Below are 19453 nucleotides of genomic sequence, written 5' to 3' on the forward strand. Positions count from 1 at the left end.
GCCATATGCTCAACTCAGACCCTCCGGCGCGGTGCCGCCGGACCATCCGGCGCCCGCCGGGTCCATGCCGGAGCTTTCATGAATTCTGAGCCGTCCGCCTCGCGAAACCGGCTGGTGCTGGTCGTCTACACCGCTGCGATCTTCGTCAGCGCGCTGCTGCTGTTTTCGGTGCAGCCGCTGTTCACCAAGATGGTGCTGCCGCGGCTCGGCGGCTCGCCGGCGGTGTGGTCGGTGGCGATGGTGTTCTTCCAGTCGCTGCTGCTGGCGGGCTACGCCTATGCGCATCTGCTGATGAAGCTGCAAAACCGCGTCATTCCCGTCGCGGTGCATCTGGTGCTGCTGGTCGTCGCACTCTTGACATTGCCGCTGTCGATCAAGAGCGGCTGGGGCGAGCCGCCGACCTCAGGCTATGCGATCTGGCTGCTCGGGCTGTTTGCGGTCTCGATCGGCCTGCCGTTCTTCGCGCTCGCTGCCAACAATCCGCTGCTGCAGGCCTGGTTCGTTCGGACCGGCCATCCCAACGGCCCGGATCCGTACTTCCTCTATGCGTCCTCGAACATCGGCAGTTTCCTCGCGCTGCTGTCCTATCCGGTGCTGCTGGAACCGATGTTCACGCTGCGCACCCAGAACCTGATCTGGACCGGCGGCTATGGCTTGCTGATCCTGCTGATCGCGGGTTGCGGCATCCTGCTGCTGCGCTCGCCGGCCAAAGCGGCCGCGCTCAACCTGCCCGCGGATGATGCGGATGCGCCGGCACCCGGCTGGCTCACGCGCGCACGCTGGATCTTTCTCGCCGCGGTGCCGTCCGGCCTCCTGATCGCGGTCACCGCGCACATCTCGACCGACGTCGCCGCGGCGCCTTTGCTTTGGGTGCTGCCGCTGTCGCTCTATCTGCTGACCTGGGTGCTGGTGTTCCAGTCGCGGCCGCTGCTGCCGCACAAATGGATGCTGCTGGCCCAGCCGCTGGCAATTGCCGGCGTGGTGATCCTGCTCGCGGTCGGCGGCGAGCAGAATCTGCTGCTGACGCTCGGCGGGCATCAGCTGTGCTTCTTCGTCATCGCGATGGCTTGCCATGGTGAACTGGCGCGGACGCGGCCGGCGGCCAAATATCTCACGGGCTTCTATGTCGCGCTGTCGTTCGGCGGCATGGTCGGCGGCCTCTTTGCGGGCTTGATCGCGCCCTTCACTTTCTCCTGGATCGCCGAGTACCCGATCCTGCTCGCGCTGGCGGCGCTGTGCCGGCCGACCGGCGGCGCCGAGCGTCTGCCGCGCTGGAGCGCGTGGTACTGGCCGTTCCTCGCGGTGCTCGCGGTTGCGCTGATCGCACCGACCACCACGGCCGGGCAAAACTTCGACGCGCAGATCTTCAACTGGTTCGACGACCGGCGGGTCTGGATGATCGGCGCGGTCGGCGTGCTCTCGGCGCTGCTGGCGCTGGCGTTCAATGCCAACCGCTGGAAGATCTTTGCCACCGTCGTCGTCGCGCTGGTGCTGCTGCGCGCCTATCCGTCGGATGACGGCCGCGTCGAGACCGTGCGCAGCTTCTTCGGCGTCCACAAGATCGTGGTGACCCCGAACGGCCAGTATCACGTGCTGATGCACGGCACCACGATCCACGGCGCCGAGCGCTTCAAGAACGATGACGGCACGCCGGCGACCGGGCGGCCCGAGGCGATCACCTATTATCACAAGGACGGTGGCATCGGGCAGGCGATCTCGGCGATGCGCGAGCGGAAGGGCGGGCCGCTGAAGGTTGCCGTGATCGGGCTCGGCTCGGGCACGCTGACCTGCGCCTCGGAGCCGGGCGAGGATTGGAAATTCTTCGAGATCGACCAGACCATGGTCGACACCGCGCGCGATCCGAAATACTTCACCTACATCCAGAGCTGCGAGCCGAATTTGAAGCCTGTGATCGGCGATGCCCGGCTGACCTTCGCCAAGGAGCCGGACGGCGTCTACGATCTCATCATCGTCGACGCCTATTCGTCGGATGCGATCCCGATCCATCTGGCGACCGAGGAGGCGATGGAGATCTACAAGGAGAAGCTCGCGCCGCAGGGCGCGGTGGTGATGCACGTCTCCAACCGCCATCTCGAGCTCGCCAGCGTCATCGTCGGCATTGCCGATGCCAACGACATGAAGAGCTGGGTCTATAGCGAGGATTCCGGCCGCGACAACGAGTACATCTTCTCGACCTCGGTCGTGGTCTCCGCGCGCGAGGAGGCCGATGTCGGCAAGCTCGCCTCATCGGACGTCTGGGCCGAGACCGAGGCCGACGAGAAGCAGCGGGTCTGGACTGACGATTATTCGAACGTGCTCGGCGCCGTCTACCGCCGCCTACGCGACGGCGAGCAGTAGGGGCCAGCCGTTACTTGCTTGTCAGGCGTCGCGGCATTCGCCGACGAGCAGCGGGACGGTCGAACCGTCGTTGACGATGCTTCCGCGCGGTCCGATAAAGGGTGACCGACAAGCAAGACCAAGAACGAATTCGGGAGACGATCCAATGCCGGGATGGCACGTCCTCATCGCGATGACGGCTCTGGTGATTTCACAACATTCCGCCGCGGCGGAGGATTTCCTCGCCGGCCCCAGGCTCTACAAGGACGTCGCGCAGTATGCGTCGTTCGGCCTGCATCGTTTCGGTTCACCGGGCGACAAGGCGACCTCGGACTGGATCGCGAGCGAGCTTGCGACCGCAGGCTTCCGTGTCGGATTCCAGCCGGTCACGCTGGGACGGCAGTATGTCGTCGAGCGCGCGACCGCGGAAACGGGCGGCACGGCGATCGAGGCGACGCCGTTCTGGTGGCCGCCGGAGGACAAGGCCAGCTTCCGGCTGTCCGCGCCATTGGTGCGGGACGGCGATGTCGCGGGCAAGATCCTCTGGGTCGAGCTGCCCTACGACCGTGGCGCCTATCTCGGGCCCGAGCATCGCGCCGCGATTGCCAGGGCGGCCGCACGCAAGCCCGCGGCAATCCTGCTGACGATCGGCAATCCCGCCGACGACCGCTTCGCCTACAATGTCACGCAAGAGGACCAGCCCTGGCCGGTGCCGGTCATGGTCGTCGCCGGCAAGGCGCGCGGCGTGTTCGAGAAGGCGGTGGCTTCAAGCGCGCCCGTGACGTTCGATGTCAGCGGCCGCTACGAGCGCGATGTCACCGGCCGCAATGTCATCGCGCTCGTCGGCGAGAAGGCGGGGCCAGTGATCGTGGTCTCGACGCCGCTGACCGGTTGGTACAGCTGCGTCTGCGAGCGCGGCCCGGGCATCGCCAATTTCCTGGCACTCGCGCGCACCGTCGCGGCCGAGAAGTGGCCAGCGAAATTCGTCTTCATCGCCACCGTCGGCCATGAGATCGGCCATGGCGGGATGGAGCTGTTCCTGAAGCAGGGCGCACCGCCTCCGAAGGAGACGCTGGCCTGGGTGCATTTCGGCGCGTCGAATGCGTGCTACGCCTACAGCGAGGGTCCGCAAGGCCCGACGAAGAGTACGCAGGCGGATAGTGAGCGAGTCCTGGTCATCAGCAGGTCGGCGGTGCCGCTGGTGACGGAATCTTTCGGCGCGGTGACGGCCAAGCAATTGGTTGCGGAGAAACAGGCGGTCGGCGAATTGCGCGACGTGCATGCAGCCGGCTACCAGAACTTCCTCGGCATGGCCGCGCGACATCACTTCTTCCACACGCCGGCCGACGATCTCGCCCTTACCGGACCCGAGATCCTGGAGCCGGTGGCGCGGGCGTTTGCCGATGCGGTCCACAAGGCGGTGACGCGCGGCGAAGGCGCGTTCAAGTAGTTGAAATCACCAGGTCGCCGGTGCGATGCCGCCGCGCGCTGCGCCCGCTTCGGCGATGCGCGCGCCTGCGGTTCGAACGCTACTGATAATAGCCGGGCTGCTGCTGGTAGTAGGTTTGCGGCTGCTGGTCGTAATAGCCCTGCGGCGCCGGAGCGTAGCCGCGATTGTAGTAATACTGCTGCTGCGGCTGGCCATAGACCTGCGCATCATAGAGGCGGCGCGCGCTCGGCGGCGCCGGATAGCGCTGGTCGGTGGAACTGCCGTCGGCCGGATAGATGTAGCCGTCATCCGCACGGGCCTGCGCGGGATAGCCGGGCTGCGCCGGATAGACGCGCGGCTGCGGTGTCAGCACCACGGGATCGCCGGCGGTGCCGTATTGCGGATCGATCTGCTGCGGCGCGCCGCGGGCGACTGCGGTGCCATTGCGGCCCTTCGGATTGCGCGCCAGCGCGACCTGCGCGGAGCCGGTCAGGGTCACGGTGGTGTTGAGCACGCCTTCCTTCTGCACGAGCGCATAGAGCGTCGTCGCATTGTCGCGCGACAGCCGCACGCAGCCGTGCGAGGCGGGCGAGCCGAGCCGGCCGACCGAGTCGGTGCCGTGGATCGCATGACCGACTTTGGTGAAGAAGATCGCGTGCGGCATCGGCGCGTCGTCGAATTCCTTGGAGTAGTGATCCTCTTCCATGCGGAAGGCGCGGAAGGCGCCGTTCGGCGTTTCGCGCGAGGGGATGCCGGTCGAGACCGGCCAGCGGTAGCGCGCGACGCCGTCGACCGCGACCGTCATCTGCTGATTGTCCTTGTCGACGGTGATGTCGACCTTGGCTTGCGCGGCGGCGCTGAAAAGCATCAGGGATGAAAACGCAATGATGAGGGAACGCATTTGACTGAAGGCCCTCCAGGCCCGCTTGCAGCACCGCAACTCTCCGTCCCCGACATCCAATATGCCCGGAATCCGGCCTTCGTTCCAGTGTCCTGCCCATCCATCGTTAATCGCGGGCGCGGCGCAAACAAGGCGGAAGCGTGCTCGCCGCGATCACTGTTGTCTGACGTTTTCGCGAGCCCAAAGGTTCAGCCAATTGGACTCGAATTGGCCACACCGGCGCAACCATTTCGCCGCCGGGACGTTTCAGACTCCCGCCCGTTGACGCATCCCGTCGCGTTTCCAAGGACTGAAGATGAACAAGACCAAGGTCAAAGTTGCCGCCGTCCCGGCCGGCCTGCCTTGGCGGCTACTGCTCGCCGCCGCGGCAATCATCCTCGCGCTGCTCGCGATCCCCCCTGCCGGCCATGCCCAAGGCATCGTCCGTGGGGCGCAGGAGGGAGCGCATGAAGGTAACCGGATCGCCGGACCGGTCGGCAGTGTGGTGGGCGGCGCAGTCGGTGCCGGTGTCGGCGGCGCCGTCGGTGCGGTCAACGGCGTGCTCGGACTTCCCAACCGCGGCTGGCACCACCGCTGTCGCGGCTACTACACGCGCCACGGTCATTTCCGGTGTTACGGATGAAGGCCGTCAGTTCTTCAGCCGATAACCCGTCTTGAAGATCCAGGCCACGATCGCCATGCAGGCTACCAGGAACCCGATGGTCATGCCGATGCTCAAGGTCACGCTGACATCGGCGATCTCGTAGAAGCTCCAGCGGAAGCCTGAGATCAGATAGACCACGGGATTGAGCAGCGTGATGGTGCGCCAGCCCGACGGCAGCATGTTCACCGAATAGAAGCTGCCGCCGAGGAAGGTCAGCGGCGTCACCACCAGCATCGGGATCATCTGGAGCTTCTCGAAGCCGTCGGCCCAGATGCCGATGATGAAGCCGAACAGGCTGAAGGTGACGGCGGTCAGCACCAGGAAGGTCAGCATCCACACGGGATGATGGATGTGCAACGGCACGAACAGGCCGGCGGTCGCCAGGATGATCAACCCTAAGATGATCGACTTGGTCGCGGCGGCGCCGACATAGCCGATGACGATCTCCAGATACGAGATCGGCGCCGAGAGAATCTCGTAAATGGTGCCGACGAATTTCGGGAAGTAGATGCCGAACGAGGCGTTGGCGATGCTCTGCGTCAGCACCGACAGCATCACGAGGCCGGGCACGATGAAGGTGCCGTAGCTGACGCCCTCGACCTCGGTGATGCGCGAGCCGATCGCGGCGCCGAACACCACGAAATACAGCGAGGTCGAGACCACCGGCGAGACGATGCTCTGCAGCAGCGTGCGCCAGGTGCGCGCCATTTCGAACAGGTAGATGGCCTTGATGGCGCGGAAATTCATGGCGCCCTCACGAGGCTGACGAAGATGTCTTCAAGCGACGACTGCTTGGTATCGAGATCGCTGATGCGGATGCCGGCATTGCGGAGATCGCTGAGCAGGCTGGTGATGCCGGTGCGGTCGCCCTTGGTGTCGTAATTGTAGGTCACCTCGCGGCCATCGGCGGACAGTTCGAGATTGTAGGCGGCGAGCGTCGACGGGATCGCATCGACCTTGTTCTGCAGATGCAGTGTCAGCTGCTTGCTACCGAGCTTCTGCATCAGGGTCGCCTTGTCCTCGACCAGGATGATCTCGCCCTTGTTGATGACGCCGATGCGGTCCGCCATCTCCTCGGCTTCCTCGATGTAATGCGTGGTCAGGATGATGGTGACGCCGGACTCCTGCAGCGCGCGCACCACCTCCCACATGCCCTTGCGCAGCTCGACGTCGACGCCGGCAGTGGGCTCATCCAGGAACAGGATCTTCGGCTCGTGCGACAGCGCCTTTGCGATCATCACGCGGCGCTTCATGCCGCCGGACAGCGTGACGATCTTGTTGTCCTTCTTGTCCCACAGCGAGAGGTCCTTCAGCACCTTCTCGATATGGGCGGGGTTCTTCGGCTTGCCGAACAGGCCGCGGCTGAAGCTGACGGTCGCCCACACGCTCTCGAACGCGTCGGTGTGCAACTCCTGCGGAACCAGCCCGATCATTGACCGCGCGGCGCGATAGTCGGAGATGATGTCGTGGCCATCGATCGCGACATTGCCCGTGCTCGGATTGGCGATGCCGCAGATGATGCTGATCAGCGTGGTCTTGCCCGCGCCGTTCGGCCCCAGCAGCGCAAAGATCTCGCCGCGGTTGATGTCGAGATTGATGTTGTTCAGCGCCTTGAAGCCGGAGCCGTAGGTCTTTGACAGATTTTTGACGGAAATGATCGGCGACATGAGCGGTCGATGGCGGGTGTGACAGGGATGAGTCGCGCGGCGTTGCGGCCCGAACTGGCGCGGGGAGGGGTCTTCGGCAGATAGGGACGCGCAGTGCGTTCTGCAATCACCCGGCGTGATAGAAATTTATTCTGCGGCGTGTGCGCGGACCCTAGGCGGTAGCGGAAATTCACCTCTCCCCGCGCTTTTGCGGGGAGAGGTCGACGCCGGAGCGTAGCGCAGGCGGCGGGTGAGGGGCGAGGCACGATGCTTCGACAGGTTCGCAATGAGACAACGACTGGTCGATCGAGGAGTCGGAGAAGCTGATTGCATGGCATCGCTGTGCACAGCCCCTCACCCGGATCGCATCTGGCGATGCGATCCGACCTCTCCCCGCCAAAGAGCGGGGAGAGGTGAATCAAAAATTGGTTCCGTCTCAGTGCTTCTTCTTCGCCGGCTTCTTGGCCGGCGCGGCAGGGGCCGGATGGGCCGGCGGCTCCGCCTCCGGGATCTTGCCGACCAGGAAGATCTGCAGCTGGTTGTTGACCGGCGCGTTCGGGCGCGCGGGGTCGAGCAGTTGCTCCTCGCCGAGGCCGACCGACTGCAGGCGCTTGGCCGAGATCTTGAAGGTGTTGACCAGGATGTCGCGCACCGCGTCGGCGCGGCGCTGGCTCAGGATCGCGTTGTTCTCGCGCCGGCCGGTCGATTCGATGTGGCCGACGATCAGGAACGTGTAGGGCAACAGCGACGCATGCGTCATCGCGTCGGCGATCCGGCCGATCGTCTGGTAGGACGACGGCAGGATGATCGGGGTATCGACGTCGAAGGCGATGTCGAGATTGACCACCGGGGACTTGTTGAGGTCGGGCGCGATCGGCGGCCGCTTCTGCGGCGGCGGCTCGTTCTTGCCGCGGGACTTCGAGCGCTCGCCGACCTGCTGGCGCAGCGCAGGGACGTCGATCTCCATCGGCGTCTCGAAATGATCGAGCTTGCCGATGATGTCGTCGCGCGTCACCGCGGACTGCGCGCGCACCGGCGAGGTCTGCAGCGCCAGCAGCAGCGCCGCCAGCATGCCGGCGCCTCGCGAAATGCGAAGCATCACTGATACCCCGCGTCGGTGATGGCCTGCGTGCAGTTGCGGCTGACGCCCTTGGCGGCGATCACGCAGGGCACTGCCTTGCTGGTCTCCTTGGTCGAGCCGTTGCACAGCTTGACGATCTCGCGCGTGCAAGCATTGGCAACCGTGACGCGCGCCGCAATCCGCTTCTGGATCGCATCGAAGGTCGACAGGTAGCTCGACTTGCACTCCGGCGTCATGACGTCCTGGTTGCGCGTCAGGCACTCTTTCAGGCGGTTGGAATCGAGGTTGACGCCGCGGCAATTGGCCGTGATCACCGTCCCGCAAGTCTTGGCGAGCTGCGCCGCCGAATCGCCAAAGCTCATCGTCTCCGCAACCGCCAGCGACGGCGCAGTCAGCGCGATGACAAAAAGGACAAAACCTCCCCGGACCATGCGGCCATCTCAACCTAGGAATTCAGCGGCGGTCAAGGGCCACCAATAGAGAAGGGCGACCGACAGAGAGAGGCCCTCTGTCACACCCGCTCCACAAAACTGTCGACCACCTTCTTCTCGCCGGCCTTCTCGAAGGCGATGGTGAGCTTGTTGCCGTCGATCTTCACCACATGGCCGTAGCCGAATTTCTGGTGAAATACCCGGTCGTCCACCGAAAATTCCGATGATGTGCCGGTGGATTTCGCCACCAGCTCGCCCTCGATCACCAGCGGGCCGCGCTTGGTGCGGGCGAAGCCGGTGCCCGATGCAAAGGACGATTGCCGCTCCTCGAAGCCGCCGTTCCCGCCACTGTTGCCATTGCCCCCGCCGCCGCGGGCCTGGCCGCGATTGCGGTTGGCCTGGGCGCGCTGCCAGCCCGGCGTCGAATAGCTCGAGCCGAATGATTCGAGGTTGTCGAAGCGCGAGGCGCCATAGCCGCCGGCGCCGCCCCAGCCCGAACCGCCCTTGGACTCCGTGATCTCGACATTATGCGCCGGCAGTTCGTCGAGGAAGCGCGAGGGGATCGTGGTCGACCAGGTGCCATGGATCCGGCGGTTGGTCGCGAAATAGAGCTTTGCACGGCGGCGCGCCCGGGTCAGGCCGACATGGGCGAGGCGGCGCTCTTCCTCGAGGCCCGCGCGGCCCTGTTCGTCGAGGGTGCGCTGGCTCGGGAACAGGCCTTCCTCCCAGCCGGGCAGGAACACGTTGTCGAATTCGAGGCCCTTGGCCGAATGCAGCGTCATCAGAGACACCGCTTCCTCGCCGGCCTCGCCTTCGCGGTCCATCACCAGCGAGATGTGCTCGAGGAAGCCCTGCAGGTTCTCGAACTCCTCCATCGAGCGGATCAGTTCCTTCAAATTGTCCAGCCGGCCCGCGGCGTCGGCTGAGCGGTCCTTCTGCCACATCTCGGTGTAGCCGCTCTCGTCGAGCACGATCTCGGCGAGCTCGGTATGCGACATCACCTCGCGCGCGGCGCGCCAACGATCGAACTGCATCACGAGATCGCGCAGGCTGCCGCGCGCCTTCGGCTTCAGCTCGTCGGTCTCGACCACGGCGCGCGCGGCCTCGAACAGCGGAATCCGGCGCTTGCGGGCGTGGTCGTGCAGCATCTGCACGGTGGCGTCGCCGAGCCCCCGCTTCGGCACGTTGACAATGCGCTCGAAGGCGAGATCGTCGGCCGGTGAATTGATGGTGCGCAGATACGCCAGCGCGTCGCGGATCTCGGCGCGCTCATAGAATCTGGGACCGCCGATCACGCGATAAGGCAGGCCGAGGGTGACGAAGCGATCTTCGAACTCGCGCATCTGGAACGAGGCGCGGACGAGAATGGCGATGTCGTTGAGGTTCTCGCCGGCGCGCTGCAGGTCCTCGATCTCCTCGCCGATCGCGCGCGCCTCCTCTTCCGAGTCCCAGGAGCCGGTGACGGTGACCTTCTCGCCGTCGACATCCTCGGTGCGCAGCGTCTTGCCGAGCCGTCCCTCATTGTGCGCGATCAGATGCGAGGCGGCGGCGAGGATGTGACCGGTGGAGCGGTAGTTGCGCTCGAGGCGGATCACCTTGGCGCCGGGGAAATCGTGCTCGAAGCGCAGGATGTTGTCGACCTCGGCACCGCGCCAGCCATAGATCGACTGGTCGTCGTCGCCGACGCAGCAGATGTTTTTCAGCGCCGATGCCTTTCCCCTCTCCCCGCTTGCGGGGAGAGGGTCAGGGTGAGGGGGAGTCTCCGCGAGTTCGGTCTGCGGAGAGTCCCCCTCACCCGACGCGCTCTGCGCGTCGACCTCTCCCCGCAAGCGGGGCGAGGTGAGATCACCCGGGATCACCGCCGACAGCGGCGCGTTCGGCCGCGACGGCGCCTGCGACAACAGCCGCAGCCACAGATATTGCGCGACGTTCGTGTCCTGATACTCGTCGACCAGGATGAACTTGAAGCGGCTCTGGTACTGCCGGAGAATGTCGGGGTTCTCGCGGAACAGGCGGATGTTCTCGAGCAGGAGATCGCCGAAATCGGCGGCGTTCAAAATCTTCAGCCGCTCCTGATAGGTCGCGTAGAGCTTGCCGCCCTTGCCGTTGCCAAAGGACGCAGCTTCGGCCGCCGGCACCTGCGACGGCGTCAGGCCGCGGTTCTTCCAGCTGTCGATCAGCCCGGCCAGCATCCGTGCCGGCCAGCGCTTGTCGTCGATATTCTCGGCCTGCAGCAGCTGCTTCAACAGCCGCACCTGGTCGTCAACGTCGAGCACGGTGAAGTTGGATTTCAGCTGCACCAACTCGGCATGGAAGCGCAAAATGCGTCCGCCGATCGAGTGGAAGGTGCCGAGCCACGGCATGCCCTCGACCGCCTGGCCCAGCATCTGGCCGAGCCGCAGCTTCATCTCGCGCGCGGCCTTGTTGGTGAACGTCACCGACAGGATGTCCTGCGGCCGGGCGCGGCCCTGGCTCAAGATGTGCGCGATGCGCGTGGTCAGGACCCGCGTCTTGCCGGTGCCGGCGCCGGCGAGCACCAGCACGGGACCGTCGAGCGTCTCGACCGCGTCGCGCTGCTCCGGATTGAGACCGTTCAGATATTGCGGACCGCCCGCGGCCGCCCGCGCACGCGCGGCGATGCCGCCAGCCACCGGCTGGTGCTCGGGAACGCCGTGATGGGGCAGCTTGCTCGGCTCGGTCATGTCCTTGCGAATCATTCGTCCCGCGATGGCGCCGCGGGAAAGGGAGCCTTCTTAGCAGGGATTGAGGGGCATATAGGGCCTGATCGGCCATTTTGACAGGTTTTATCGCCGCTGCGTCGTGGCCTGATGTGGCCGACTTTGTTCCTGACGAATGCGAAAATTTCCCGGTTTCGGCGTTCGGAACCGGTGTTTCCCGGTTGGATTGTCTCAGCAGGCAGAGCGACGGACTTCGGTCCGCGCTAGGAGAGCAAAACGGAAGCAGAGGTTCTGGTCATGCTGAGCTGGGTCGTAACGTTTTTGGTGATCGCCCTGATCGCGGGCGTTCTGGGTTTTGGCGGTGTTGCCGGTGTCTCCATCGAAATCGCCAAGACGATCTTCTTCATCGCCATCATCCTGTTCCTGGTCTCGGCGGTGATCGGACTGGCGCGCGGACGAACGAGGGTCTAGCGCGCAATCAACCTACTTCGGGGGCATCGCCACGTTGCGGCCGATGCCCCCGGGACGCGGCACGGCCGCATGCGCGCCCACGATCGCCTGAGCACGGGCGCGGATATCAGGTGGAAACGGTCCGACCTTCCGTGCCTGCATGTCCATGTGAAGCGACATATTCTCCGACGTCGCCGAGAGCCAGCCTTCGTCGGCGTGGCGCAACTCCTCAAACGTATGCAGTCGCTTGTCGTCGGCGCCGAGCAGATAGACTGAAATCTGCACGGGATCGCCGAGATGGATTTCCCGCAAATAGCGCACATGGCATTCGGCCGTGAAGGTCGAGCCGTGCCGCTCCTTCATGTAGGTCGGGCCGATGCCGATCTCGAGCCACATCTCGTCGATGGCGCGGTCGAACATCACGTTGTAATAGGCCATGTTGAGATGGCCGTTATAGTCGATCCATTGCGGCTCGATCTGCATCACCGAGGCGCGGAACGGGGCGGGCGGAAGCGGCAGATCGTTGGCAGTTTCGGTCGTCATTTCCATCCCTGGTTACTCTGATGTGATCTCTTGACCCCTTATATAACCTTTGCCACGGTCGGCTAAAGCCGGGAGGAATTTTGACGTGGCGACAACGATTTCGAACAGTGTGGCGCGGCCCGATCCGATAGCCCTGAAAAGCGCGATCGACGCGCTGGCGGCGCGCTTCGGCAACCGGCTCGTCACCTCGCAGGCCGTGCGCGAGCAGCACGCCCATACCACCACATGGTTGCCGAACCAGCCGCCGGATGCGGTGGTGATGGCGCAGGAGACGGCAGACGTTCAGGACGTGGTGCGGATCTGCGCCAGGCATCGCGTGCCCGTGATTCCCTTCGGCACCGGAACCTCGCTGGAAGGCCAGGTCAACGCGCCCGGCGGCGGCGTGTGCATCGACATGCGCGACATGAACAAGGTGCTGGAGGTCCACGCCGAGGACCTCGACTGCGTGATCCAGCCCGGCGTCACGCGCAAGGCGCTCAACGAGCATCTGCGCGACCAGGGCCTGTTCTTCCCGATCGATCCCGGCGCCGACGCCTCGCTCGGCGGCATGACCTCGACCCGCGCCTCCGGCACCAACGCCGTGCGCTACGGCACCATGCGCGAGAACGTGCTGGCGCTGAAGGTGGTGCGCGGCGATGGCGAGATCATCACCACGGGCACGCGCGCCAAGAAATCCTCGGCCGGCTACGACCTGACGCATCTGTTCGTCGGCGCCGAGGGCACGCTCGGCATCATCACCGAGCTCACCATCCGTCTGCGCGGCATTCCCGACACCATCGCGGCCGCGGCCTGTTCGTTCGAGACCGTGCGCGGCGCCTGCCAGGCCACGATCCTCGCGATCCAGACCGGCATTCCCGTCGCCCGCATCGAGCTGCTCAACGCGGCGCAGGTGAAGGCGTGCAATTCCTATTCGAAGCTGACATTGCCGGAGACGCCGCTGCTGCTGCTGGAATTCCATGGCAGCGAGGTCGAGGTCGCCGAGCAGTCGAAGAATTTCCGCGACATCGCGGCCGAATGCGGCGGCGGCGATTTCAGCTGGACCACCAAGCCGGAAGATCGCACCAGGCTGTGGCAGGCGCGGCATGACGCCTACTGGTCGGTGAAGGCGCTGCGTTCCGGCGACAACATCGGCGTGGTCGCGACCGACGTCTGCGTGCCGATCTCGCGGCTCGCCGATTGCGTCACCGAAACCGAAGAGGATCTGGCGCAGCTCGGCCTGCTGTCGCCGATCGTCGGCCATGTCGGCGACGGCAATTTCCATTGCTCGCTGGTCTGCGACGTCAACGACAAGGAGGAGATGGCGCGCGGCGAGGAATTCATGCATCGCCTGGTCGAACGCGCCCAGGCGATGGGCGGCACCTGCACCGGCGAGCACGGCATCGGGCAGGGCAAGCAAAAATATCTCAAGGCCGAACTCGGCCCGGAAGCGCTCGACGCGATGCGGGCGCTGAAGCAGGCGCTCGATCCGCAGAACATCTTCAACCCCGGAAAGATCGTGCCGGCGGCCTGAAATAGCGCCTGTCCACACATTTGCCGGCCGCCTGTCCGCGGCCGCGCGTGGAACCTTTCGGTTCCATCAGCGTCTTCCTTGTGCCGCAGTGTGATGCCGCAATGTAAGCGGTCGCACAGGAGGAAGCCGTGGTCAGACGGGCAATTGGAATTGCAGTTGTTGTCCTTGCGATGGCGCTCTCGGGCGACGTGCTCGCCCGGGGCGGCGGTGGCCATGGAGGCGGTCATGGCGGCGGCCATGGTGGAGGCCACGGACACGGCGGCGGTCATGGGCACGGCTTCGGCCGCGGCGGCGGACATCACGGCGGCTTCGCGCGGTCGCACGGCTTTTCCGGCCATCGTTCCTTTGCCTCGCGCGGCGCGAATTTCGGCCAAATGCGAAATGCCGCGATCAGGCCCGGCAATGCCCGTAACTCCTTCGCCGCGCTCTCGCGCAGCGGCGCATTGCGAAACGGCCGCTTGCTGAGCAATCCGGCGGCGCGCGCGCAGTTCGCGACCGCGGCGGCGCTTGCGGGCTGGCAAGGCGGCGTCGCCGCGAATGGCTGGTGGCAGCATGCCGGCGGCGGTTACGGCTGGGTCGGCCCGCTGTTCTGGCCGTTCGCCTACAATGACATCTACGACTACGCGGTCTGGGGCGATGACAACGCCTTCTGGGGCTACGGCTATCCGGACATCTATGCCGGCATCTTCGGACCCTATGGCTATGATGACCTCAGGGGCTATCTGCCCGATCGCCGGGCGGGCCGCCGGTATCGCAGTGGCGCGCCGATCGAGCAGATGTGCGGCAACGACAGCCGTTCGGTTGCGGGCCTGCCGGTCGATCAGATCGCGGACGCCGTGCAGCCGACGCAAGCGCAACTGGCGGCGCTCAGCGAACTCGGCAACGCCTCGCTCGCCGCGGCGAAGTCGATTCGCGCGGCGTGCCCCTCGGAAGTGGTTTTGACGGCGCCGGGCCGGCTCGCCGCCATGCAGCAGCGGGTCGAGGCGATGATCGCCGCGGTCGCAACCGTGAAGCCGCCGCTTGAGAGGTTCTACGGCCTGCTCGACGATGAGCAGAAGGCGCGGCTGAATGCGCTCGCCGAGAACCAGCGCAAGGACAGCGCGGCAAGGGATACGACAAGGGATTCGAAGGCAGCGATCGCCGAGAACTGCGGCGCCGCGCAGCCGGCCGCGCAGGAATGGCCGACCGCCGAGATCGACGCCAGGCTGCAGTTGAACACGACGCAGCGCGGGGCGCTCCAGGCGCTCCAGGACACCAGCGCCAACGCAGCCCAGAAACTCAAGGCGGCGTGCCAGGGCAACGAGACGCTGACGCCACCCGCGCGGCTTGCCGCCGTTTCCAGGCGGCTCGACACCATGCTGCAATCCGTCAAGGACGTTCGTGCCGCGCTCGAGAACTTCTACGCCACCCTCAGCGACGAGCAAAAGGCGCAATTCGAGGCGATCGGTCCGAGGCGGTCGGCCTAGCCGTTGTCGCGCTGATTTCAATGCCCAGTGTGCGGTTCACAAACCGCATCGTCAGCCGCTATGCTCCGGCCTGGAGGAGTGGCAATGCGTTGGTTCGGCAAGACGCCGCAGACAGAAGTCTGGGACCAGGAGATCGCGGAGCCGCTCGGCGACATCGAGGCGTCGCAGAGGATTCGCGCGATCTGCCGTGCGGTCACCGACAGCGCGGAGAAGCTCGGCAAGCCCGACGCCCATTCGCCCAAGAAGCTGCAGCGCGAACGCGAGCGCTACGAGCGTGCCGCCAAGGTCGCGATGGAGCTCGCGATGAAAATCTCCGACCAACTGATGCGCGACGCCTCGGTGCGCGAGATCATCGGCATCTGCATGAAGGCCAACAACATCAAGACCGCGACCGCGCTGTTCCGTGTGATCCAGGCCCCGTCGATCCGCGCGGAGGTGTCGAAGGAGCATCCCATGCTGGGCGGGCAGGGCCCAGCGGGCGCGCCGGAAACGGCCCGATAAGCCTAAGACCGCGTCGTCAGTGTCGACAGTTGATCGGTGTCGTAGCGGTCGCGCAGCCGGGCGAGGGCATCGGGATCAGGCGAGCCCTTCGCCGCTAGCTTTGCCAGCTCCTCGAAATAATGTTCGTGGCCGGGCGGCGACACGGTCATGAGCACGCGTGCCGTCTTCTCGCTGACATTGGTGATGTTGTGCGGCACGCCCGGCGGGATGAACAGATAGGTCCCCGGAGTGGCTCGGATCTTCTTCTCGCCGACGTGCCATTCGCACTCGCCCTCGAGCACATAGAAGGTCTCTTCCTGCACGCGATGAACATGCAGGCCGGTGGCGAATCCCGGTGGAATCGTCCAGTCGAACATGCTGGTATGCTTCGTGTCCTTGCCCGTGACGAGAAACACCATTGGCTGACCGCGCAGCGTGACGCCATTGTTGGTCTCGGGCAGGCGAATGACGGGCGCGGCGCTCATGTGATCCTCCGTTGGCTCGAACTCCTTCCAGGAGGGTGCGTCCGTCGTGCGCGCAAGTCGTGAAGCGGTTCCGAAATTGTTGCGAAAAGATCGCAAACGCGGTCCTATCCGAACCATGGCGAAGAGCTTCTCATTTGGTCCGTTTCGCCTCGACGTCGAGGCCGGAATCCTGTTCCGCGGCGCCGAGCCGGTGGCGCTCGGCCAGCGCGCGGTCGCCTTGCTCGCCATCCTGCTCAAGCAGGCCGGGTCGCCGGTTGCCAAGGACGCGCTGGTCGAAGCCGCATGGCCCGGACAGGCGATCGAAGACAGCAATCTGACGGTCCAGATCGCTGCGATGCGGCGGGTCCTGGACGCGCAGGCGGGCGGCGCCGCCTGGATCGAAACGCTGCCGCGGCGCGGCTATCGCTATGTCGGGCCTTCGGTCGTCGGCGATGAACCTTATTCGGCCCCGGTCGTCACGACCGCAGCGGGACTGCAATTGCCGGAGAAACCATCCGTTGCCGTGCTGCCATTCCAAAACCTGAGCGGCGATCCCGATCAGGATTACTTCGCCGACGGCATGGTGGACGACATCATCACCGGCCTCGCGCGGATCAAGTGGCTGTTCGTCATCGCGCGCAACTCGACCTTCACCTACAAGGGCCGCGCCGTCGACGTGCGGCAGGTCGGCCGTGAGCTTGGCGTCCGCTATGTGCTTGAAGGCAGTGTGCGCAAGATGGGAAACAGCCTGCGCGTCACCGCGCAGATGATCGATGCATCGAACGGCGCGCACATCTGGGCCGAACGCTACGACCGCAGCTCCGACGACATCTTTGCGCTGCAGGACGAGATTGCAGTCTCGGCCGTCGGCGCGATTGCGCCAAGCTTGCGGCGGGCCGAGATCGACCGGGTGAAGCGCCAGCGTACCGACAGCCTCGACGCCTACGACCTCGTGCTGCGCGCGCAGCTCGACGTGGATTCGGGCATGCCCGCACAGGTCACGCGCGCACTCGTGTTGCTCGATCAGGCAATTGCGCTCGATCCGGCCTATTCGCTCGCGCATGGCAACGCCGCGATGTGCCATCATTGCCTGTTCCTGCGCGCGGGCCTGCAGGAGACCAGCCGCGCGGCGTCGATCCGCCATGCGCGCGCCGCGATCCTGCACGGTCAGGACGATGCGGCCGCGCTGACGCTCGCGGGGTTTTCGCTCGGCATGGACGGGCACGACCGTGGTGCCGCCTTCACCGCGATGGAAACCGCGCTCGCTCTCAGCCCGTCGTCGGCGCTGACTTATATCCTGGGCGGCGTCATGCTCGGATGGGGCGGCGAGGCCGAGCGCGCCATCGAATGGAGCGAGCGCGGCATGCGCCTGAGCCCGCTCGACTCCTGGGCCTTCGCCGCGTTCGACGCGCAGGCGATGAGCCATCTGCTGCGAGGCCGCTATCACGAAGCCTGCCAGGCCGCCTACAGGTCGGTTCAGGCCAATCCCGCCCACAGCATCACCTATGTGCAACTGGCCGCGGCGCTCGCCAGGCTTGGACGGCTGGAGGAGGCGAGGGCCGCTGCCGCCCGGGTGCTCGAACTGCATCCGACATTCCGCTACAGCCGCCAGTTCAAGGCTGTGAACTGCGCACCGGCGCTTGCGGAAACGCTGGGCGACGCGCTGCGGGCCGCGGGGCTACCCGAATAGACCGCTATGTTGTCCCGGCCAGAGCCCGCACGGCTTCGTCGACGCTGTGGAAGACGTGGTCCTTCGGCAGCACGGCATAGAGATTGAACCGTTCGAAGGCCTCCTGCGCGCGGGTCGATTCCAGCCGGGCGATGGCGACGGTGACGCTGGCTTCGCGGCAGTCGCGGAGCAGATCGAGCAGGGCTTGGGCCGCGGTGAAGTCGATCTCGATCACGCCGCTGGCCTCGATCACCACCAGTTTTGGTTTCGGCGTCGCCGTGCTGATCACCTTCTGCACGTCGCTGCGGAAGTTGGCGGCGTTGAGGAAGGACAGCGGCGCCTGCAGGCCGACCACGGCGACGTCAGGCTTCCGTTCGCCGGTCATGTGCGGGCTCGCCGGCCACCAGATCGTGGTGCCGGGCACGCGGTCGAACTGGATCAGCCGCGCCCGCGTCGTGGTCCAGACGCCGTGCAGCAGCGACAGCGCGATGCCGACGGCGACGCCTTGCTCGATCGGCAGCACGATGATCGCGGCGGCGGTTGCCACGATCAGCAGGAATTCGCCGAACGACTGGTGGAAGATCGTGATGATCTGCTTGAGGCGGATGATGCGCAACGCGACGAACAGCAGCACACCGCCCAGCGCCGCGTCCGGCACGTGCTGCAGCAGCGTCGCGCCGAAGGCGAGCAGCGCCAGCACGATCGCGGCCGCGAACAGCCCGGCGAGTTGCGTTCGTCCGCCGGTCTCCGACACGATGCCGGTCCGCGGCGGGCTGGCATTGACCGGGAAGGCGCCGAACAGGCCGGCCAGAATGCTGCCGGCGCCGGCGCCGAGGAAATCGCGGTCGACATCGGCCGGCTTGTCGGGATCGGACAGGAAGGAGCGGGTGGTCGCCGCGGTCTGCACCATTACGACGATCGCGATCAGCAGCGCCAGCGGCACCAGCTTCACCCAGCGTTCCGGCGCGAGATCGGGGAATGATGGCGTCGGCAGCGTGCCTGGCACGGTGCCGACCACATTGACGCCCTTGCTCTCGAGACCACCTGCGACGACGGCGATGGTGGCGGCGACCAGGCCGATCAATGCGCCGGGAATCCGCGCGCTGATCTTCTCCGATCCGGCGACGAGCGCGAGCACGCCGAGGCCGATGACGAGCGTGTAGGGATTGGTCTGGCCGAGCTGTTGGGCGAGGATGCCGATCTTGTCGAGCATCGGTCCGTTCGGCGACGGCAGTCCGAGCACACCCGGCAATTGCGAGACCAGGATGTGCACGGAGATGCCGGCGAGGAAGCCGACGGTGACCGGCGTCGACAGCAGATTGGCGATCCAGCCGAGCCGGAACAGGCTGCCAAGGATCATGGTCACGCCGACCAGCAGCGCCAGCGCGACCGCGAGCGCCTGATAGTCCGGCGTGCCGCTTGCTGCCATCAGCACCAGGCCGCCGGCGAAGATCGGCGTGATCGTGGAGTCTGCACCGCAGGACAGGAAGCGGTTGGCGCCGAGTGCGGCAAAGCCGAGCGACCCGGCAATGAACGCAAAGAAGCCGATCTGCGGCGAGAAGCCGCCGAGCCTTGCGGTCGCCATCTGCTCGGGGATCGCGATCGCCGCCAGCGTCAGGCCTGCAATGAGGTCACCCGGCAGCGCGCTGGGCTGAAAGCCGGCGAGCGAGCGGAAGATCGGCCAGTGCCTTGTTGTTTGATGATCCTGGGCCATCGCTCCGGGCT

17 protein-coding genes are annotated in these 19453 nt (G+C 65.7%); 8 read left to right on the forward strand and 9 right to left on the reverse strand.

The window, feature by feature from the left end; all coding sequences use genetic code 11:
* Nucleotides 1–78: 78 nt before the first annotated feature.
* Together JQ604_RS04545 and JQ604_RS04550 are read left to right on the forward strand one after the other, a co-directional pair.
* A complete protein-coding gene (locus JQ604_RS04545) occupies nt 79–2358 on the forward strand; it encodes a fused MFS/spermidine synthase (protein WP_212353577.1) in 2280 nt (759 codons plus the stop codon).
* 145 nt (nt 2359–2503) lie between these two features.
* Entirely contained in the window at nt 2504–3787 is a 1284-nt protein-coding gene (locus JQ604_RS04550) for a hypothetical protein (RefSeq protein ID WP_249157990.1), read from the forward strand.
* A 79-nt stretch (nt 3788–3866) separates the two neighbouring features.
* Here the strand turns inward: JQ604_RS04550 and JQ604_RS04555 are convergent, their stop codons facing one another.
* Nucleotides 3867–4667, reverse strand: a complete 801-nt coding sequence (locus JQ604_RS04555) for a L,D-transpeptidase (RefSeq protein ID WP_212353579.1) — start codon at nt 4665–4667, stop codon at nt 3867–3869.
* A 295-nt stretch (nt 4668–4962) separates the two neighbouring features.
* On the opposite strand from JQ604_RS04555, the gene JQ604_RS04560 reads away from it, so the two are divergent.
* A complete protein-coding gene (locus tag JQ604_RS04560) occupies nt 4963–5289 on the forward strand; it encodes a hypothetical protein (protein WP_212353581.1) in 327 nt (108 codons plus the stop codon).
* 6 nt (nt 5290–5295) lie between these two features.
* Here the strand turns inward: JQ604_RS04560 and JQ604_RS04565 are convergent, their stop codons facing one another.
* From JQ604_RS04565 to JQ604_RS04585, 5 genes are all read right to left on the reverse strand, one after another.
* Entirely contained in the window at nt 5296–6057 is a 762-nt protein-coding gene (locus JQ604_RS04565) for an ABC transporter permease (protein ID WP_212353583.1), read from the reverse strand.
* Entirely contained in the window at nt 6054–6977 is a 924-nt protein-coding gene (locus tag JQ604_RS04570) for an ABC transporter ATP-binding protein (RefSeq protein ID WP_212353585.1), read from the reverse strand. Before JQ604_RS04570 ends, JQ604_RS04565 begins: the two co-directional genes overlap by 4 nt.
* Nucleotides 6978–7392: 415 nt before the next feature.
* Nucleotides 7393–8055, reverse strand: coding sequence for an OmpA family protein (locus JQ604_RS04575; protein ID WP_212353586.1), 663 nt, complete (start codon nt 8053–8055; stop codon nt 7393–7395).
* Nucleotides 8055–8468 (reverse strand): hypothetical protein, encoded by a 414-nt coding sequence (locus JQ604_RS04580; protein ID WP_212353589.1) that lies wholly within the window; start codon nt 8466–8468, stop codon nt 8055–8057. Before JQ604_RS04580 ends, JQ604_RS04575 begins: the two co-directional genes overlap by 1 nt.
* Before the next feature lie 80 nt (nt 8469–8548).
* A complete protein-coding gene (locus JQ604_RS04585; protein ID WP_212353591.1) occupies nt 8549–11170 on the reverse strand; it encodes an ATP-dependent helicase in 2622 nt (873 codons plus the stop codon).
* Nucleotides 11171–11443: 273 nt separating this feature from the next.
* Between JQ604_RS04585 and JQ604_RS04590 the strand changes: the two genes are divergently transcribed.
* A complete protein-coding gene (locus tag JQ604_RS04590; RefSeq protein ID WP_212353594.1) occupies nt 11444–11617 on the forward strand; it encodes a DUF1328 domain-containing protein in 174 nt (57 codons plus the stop codon).
* A 12-nt stretch (nt 11618–11629) separates the two neighbouring features.
* Here the strand turns inward: JQ604_RS04590 and JQ604_RS04595 are convergent, their stop codons facing one another.
* On the reverse strand, nt 11630–12139 hold the full coding sequence (locus tag JQ604_RS04595; protein ID WP_212353597.1) for a thioesterase family protein: 510 nt from the start codon (nt 12137–12139) through the stop codon (nt 11630–11632).
* 85 nt (nt 12140–12224) lie between these two features.
* Between JQ604_RS04595 and JQ604_RS04600 the strand changes: the two genes are divergently transcribed.
* From JQ604_RS04600 to JQ604_RS04610, 3 genes are all read left to right on the forward strand, one after another.
* Nucleotides 12225–13649: an FAD-binding oxidoreductase gene (locus tag JQ604_RS04600; protein WP_212353600.1), complete on the forward strand. Its 1425-nt coding sequence runs from the start codon at nt 12225–12227 to the stop codon at nt 13647–13649.
* A 128-nt stretch (nt 13650–13777) separates the two neighbouring features.
* Complete coding sequence (locus tag JQ604_RS04605) at nt 13778–15115, forward strand: Spy/CpxP family protein refolding chaperone (RefSeq protein ID WP_212353604.1); 1338 nt, start codon at nt 13778–13780, stop codon at nt 15113–15115.
* Between the two features lie 84 nt (nt 15116–15199).
* Nucleotides 15200–15616: a hypothetical protein gene (locus JQ604_RS04610; RefSeq protein ID WP_212353607.1), complete on the forward strand. Its 417-nt coding sequence runs from the start codon at nt 15200–15202 to the stop codon at nt 15614–15616.
* 2 nt (nt 15617–15618) lie between these two features.
* On the opposite strand, the gene JQ604_RS04615 is transcribed toward JQ604_RS04610, so the two are convergent.
* Nucleotides 15619–16080, reverse strand: a complete 462-nt coding sequence (locus tag JQ604_RS04615; protein WP_212353610.1) for a cupin domain-containing protein — start codon at nt 16078–16080, stop codon at nt 15619–15621.
* A 115-nt stretch (nt 16081–16195) separates the two neighbouring features.
* Between JQ604_RS04615 and JQ604_RS04620 the strand changes: the two genes are divergently transcribed.
* On the forward strand, nt 16196–17749 hold the full coding sequence (locus tag JQ604_RS04620; protein ID WP_212353613.1) for a winged helix-turn-helix domain-containing tetratricopeptide repeat protein: 1554 nt from the start codon (nt 16196–16198) through the stop codon (nt 17747–17749).
* A gap of 4 nt (nt 17750–17753) precedes the next feature.
* Here the strand turns inward: JQ604_RS04620 and JQ604_RS04625 are convergent, their stop codons facing one another.
* Nucleotides 17754–19442: a SulP family inorganic anion transporter gene (locus JQ604_RS04625; RefSeq protein WP_212353615.1), complete on the reverse strand. Its 1689-nt coding sequence runs from the start codon at nt 19440–19442 to the stop codon at nt 17754–17756.
* Between the last annotated feature and the right edge of the window lie 11 nt (nt 19443–19453).

The sequence above is a fragment of the Bradyrhizobium jicamae genome (assembly GCF_018130695.1).
Lineage (GTDB): Bacteria > Pseudomonadota > Alphaproteobacteria > Rhizobiales > Xanthobacteraceae > Bradyrhizobium > Bradyrhizobium jicamae_B.

Bases quoted from the DNA above. Each gene is read 5' to 3' on its own strand.
- JQ604_RS04550 (WP_249157990.1), top strand. From the start codon at position 2,504: ATGCCGGGATGGCACGTCCTCATCGCGATGACGGCTCTGGTGATTTCA.
- JQ604_RS04570 (WP_212353585.1), bottom strand. From the start codon at position 6,977: ATGTCGCCGATCATTTCCGTCAAAAATCTGTCAAAGACCTACGGCTCC.
- JQ604_RS04575 (WP_212353586.1), bottom strand. From the start codon at position 8,055: ATGCTTCGCATTTCGCGAGGCGCCGGCATGCTGGCGGCGCTGCTGCTG.
- JQ604_RS04555 (WP_212353579.1), bottom strand. From the start codon at position 4,667: ATGCGTTCCCTCATCATTGCGTTTTCATCCCTGATGCTTTTCAGCGCC.
- JQ604_RS04560 (WP_212353581.1), top strand. From the start codon at position 4,963: ATGAACAAGACCAAGGTCAAAGTTGCCGCCGTCCCGGCCGGCCTGCCT.
- JQ604_RS04595 (WP_212353597.1), bottom strand. From the start codon at position 12,139: ATGACGACCGAAACTGCCAACGATCTGCCGCTTCCGCCCGCCCCGTTC.
- JQ604_RS04625 (WP_212353615.1), bottom strand. From the start codon at position 19,442: ATGGCCCAGGATCATCAAACAACAAGGCACTGGCCGATCTTCCGCTCG.
- JQ604_RS04585 (WP_212353591.1), bottom strand. From the start codon at position 11,170: ATGACCGAGCCGAGCAAGCTGCCCCATCACGGCGTTCCCGAGCACCAG.
- JQ604_RS04590 (WP_212353594.1), top strand. From the start codon at position 11,444: ATGCTGAGCTGGGTCGTAACGTTTTTGGTGATCGCCCTGATCGCGGGC.
- JQ604_RS04620 (WP_212353613.1), top strand. From the start codon at position 16,196: ATGGCGAAGAGCTTCTCATTTGGTCCGTTTCGCCTCGACGTCGAGGCC.
- JQ604_RS04615 (WP_212353610.1), bottom strand. From the start codon at position 16,080: ATGAGCGCCGCGCCCGTCATTCGCCTGCCCGAGACCAACAATGGCGTC.
- JQ604_RS04610 (WP_212353607.1), top strand. From the start codon at position 15,200: ATGCGTTGGTTCGGCAAGACGCCGCAGACAGAAGTCTGGGACCAGGAG.
- JQ604_RS04565 (WP_212353583.1), bottom strand. From the start codon at position 6,057: ATGAATTTCCGCGCCATCAAGGCCATCTACCTGTTCGAAATGGCGCGC.
- JQ604_RS04580 (WP_212353589.1), bottom strand. From the start codon at position 8,468: ATGGTCCGGGGAGGTTTTGTCCTTTTTGTCATCGCGCTGACTGCGCCG.
- JQ604_RS04545 (WP_212353577.1), top strand. From the start codon at position 79: ATGAATTCTGAGCCGTCCGCCTCGCGAAACCGGCTGGTGCTGGTCGTC.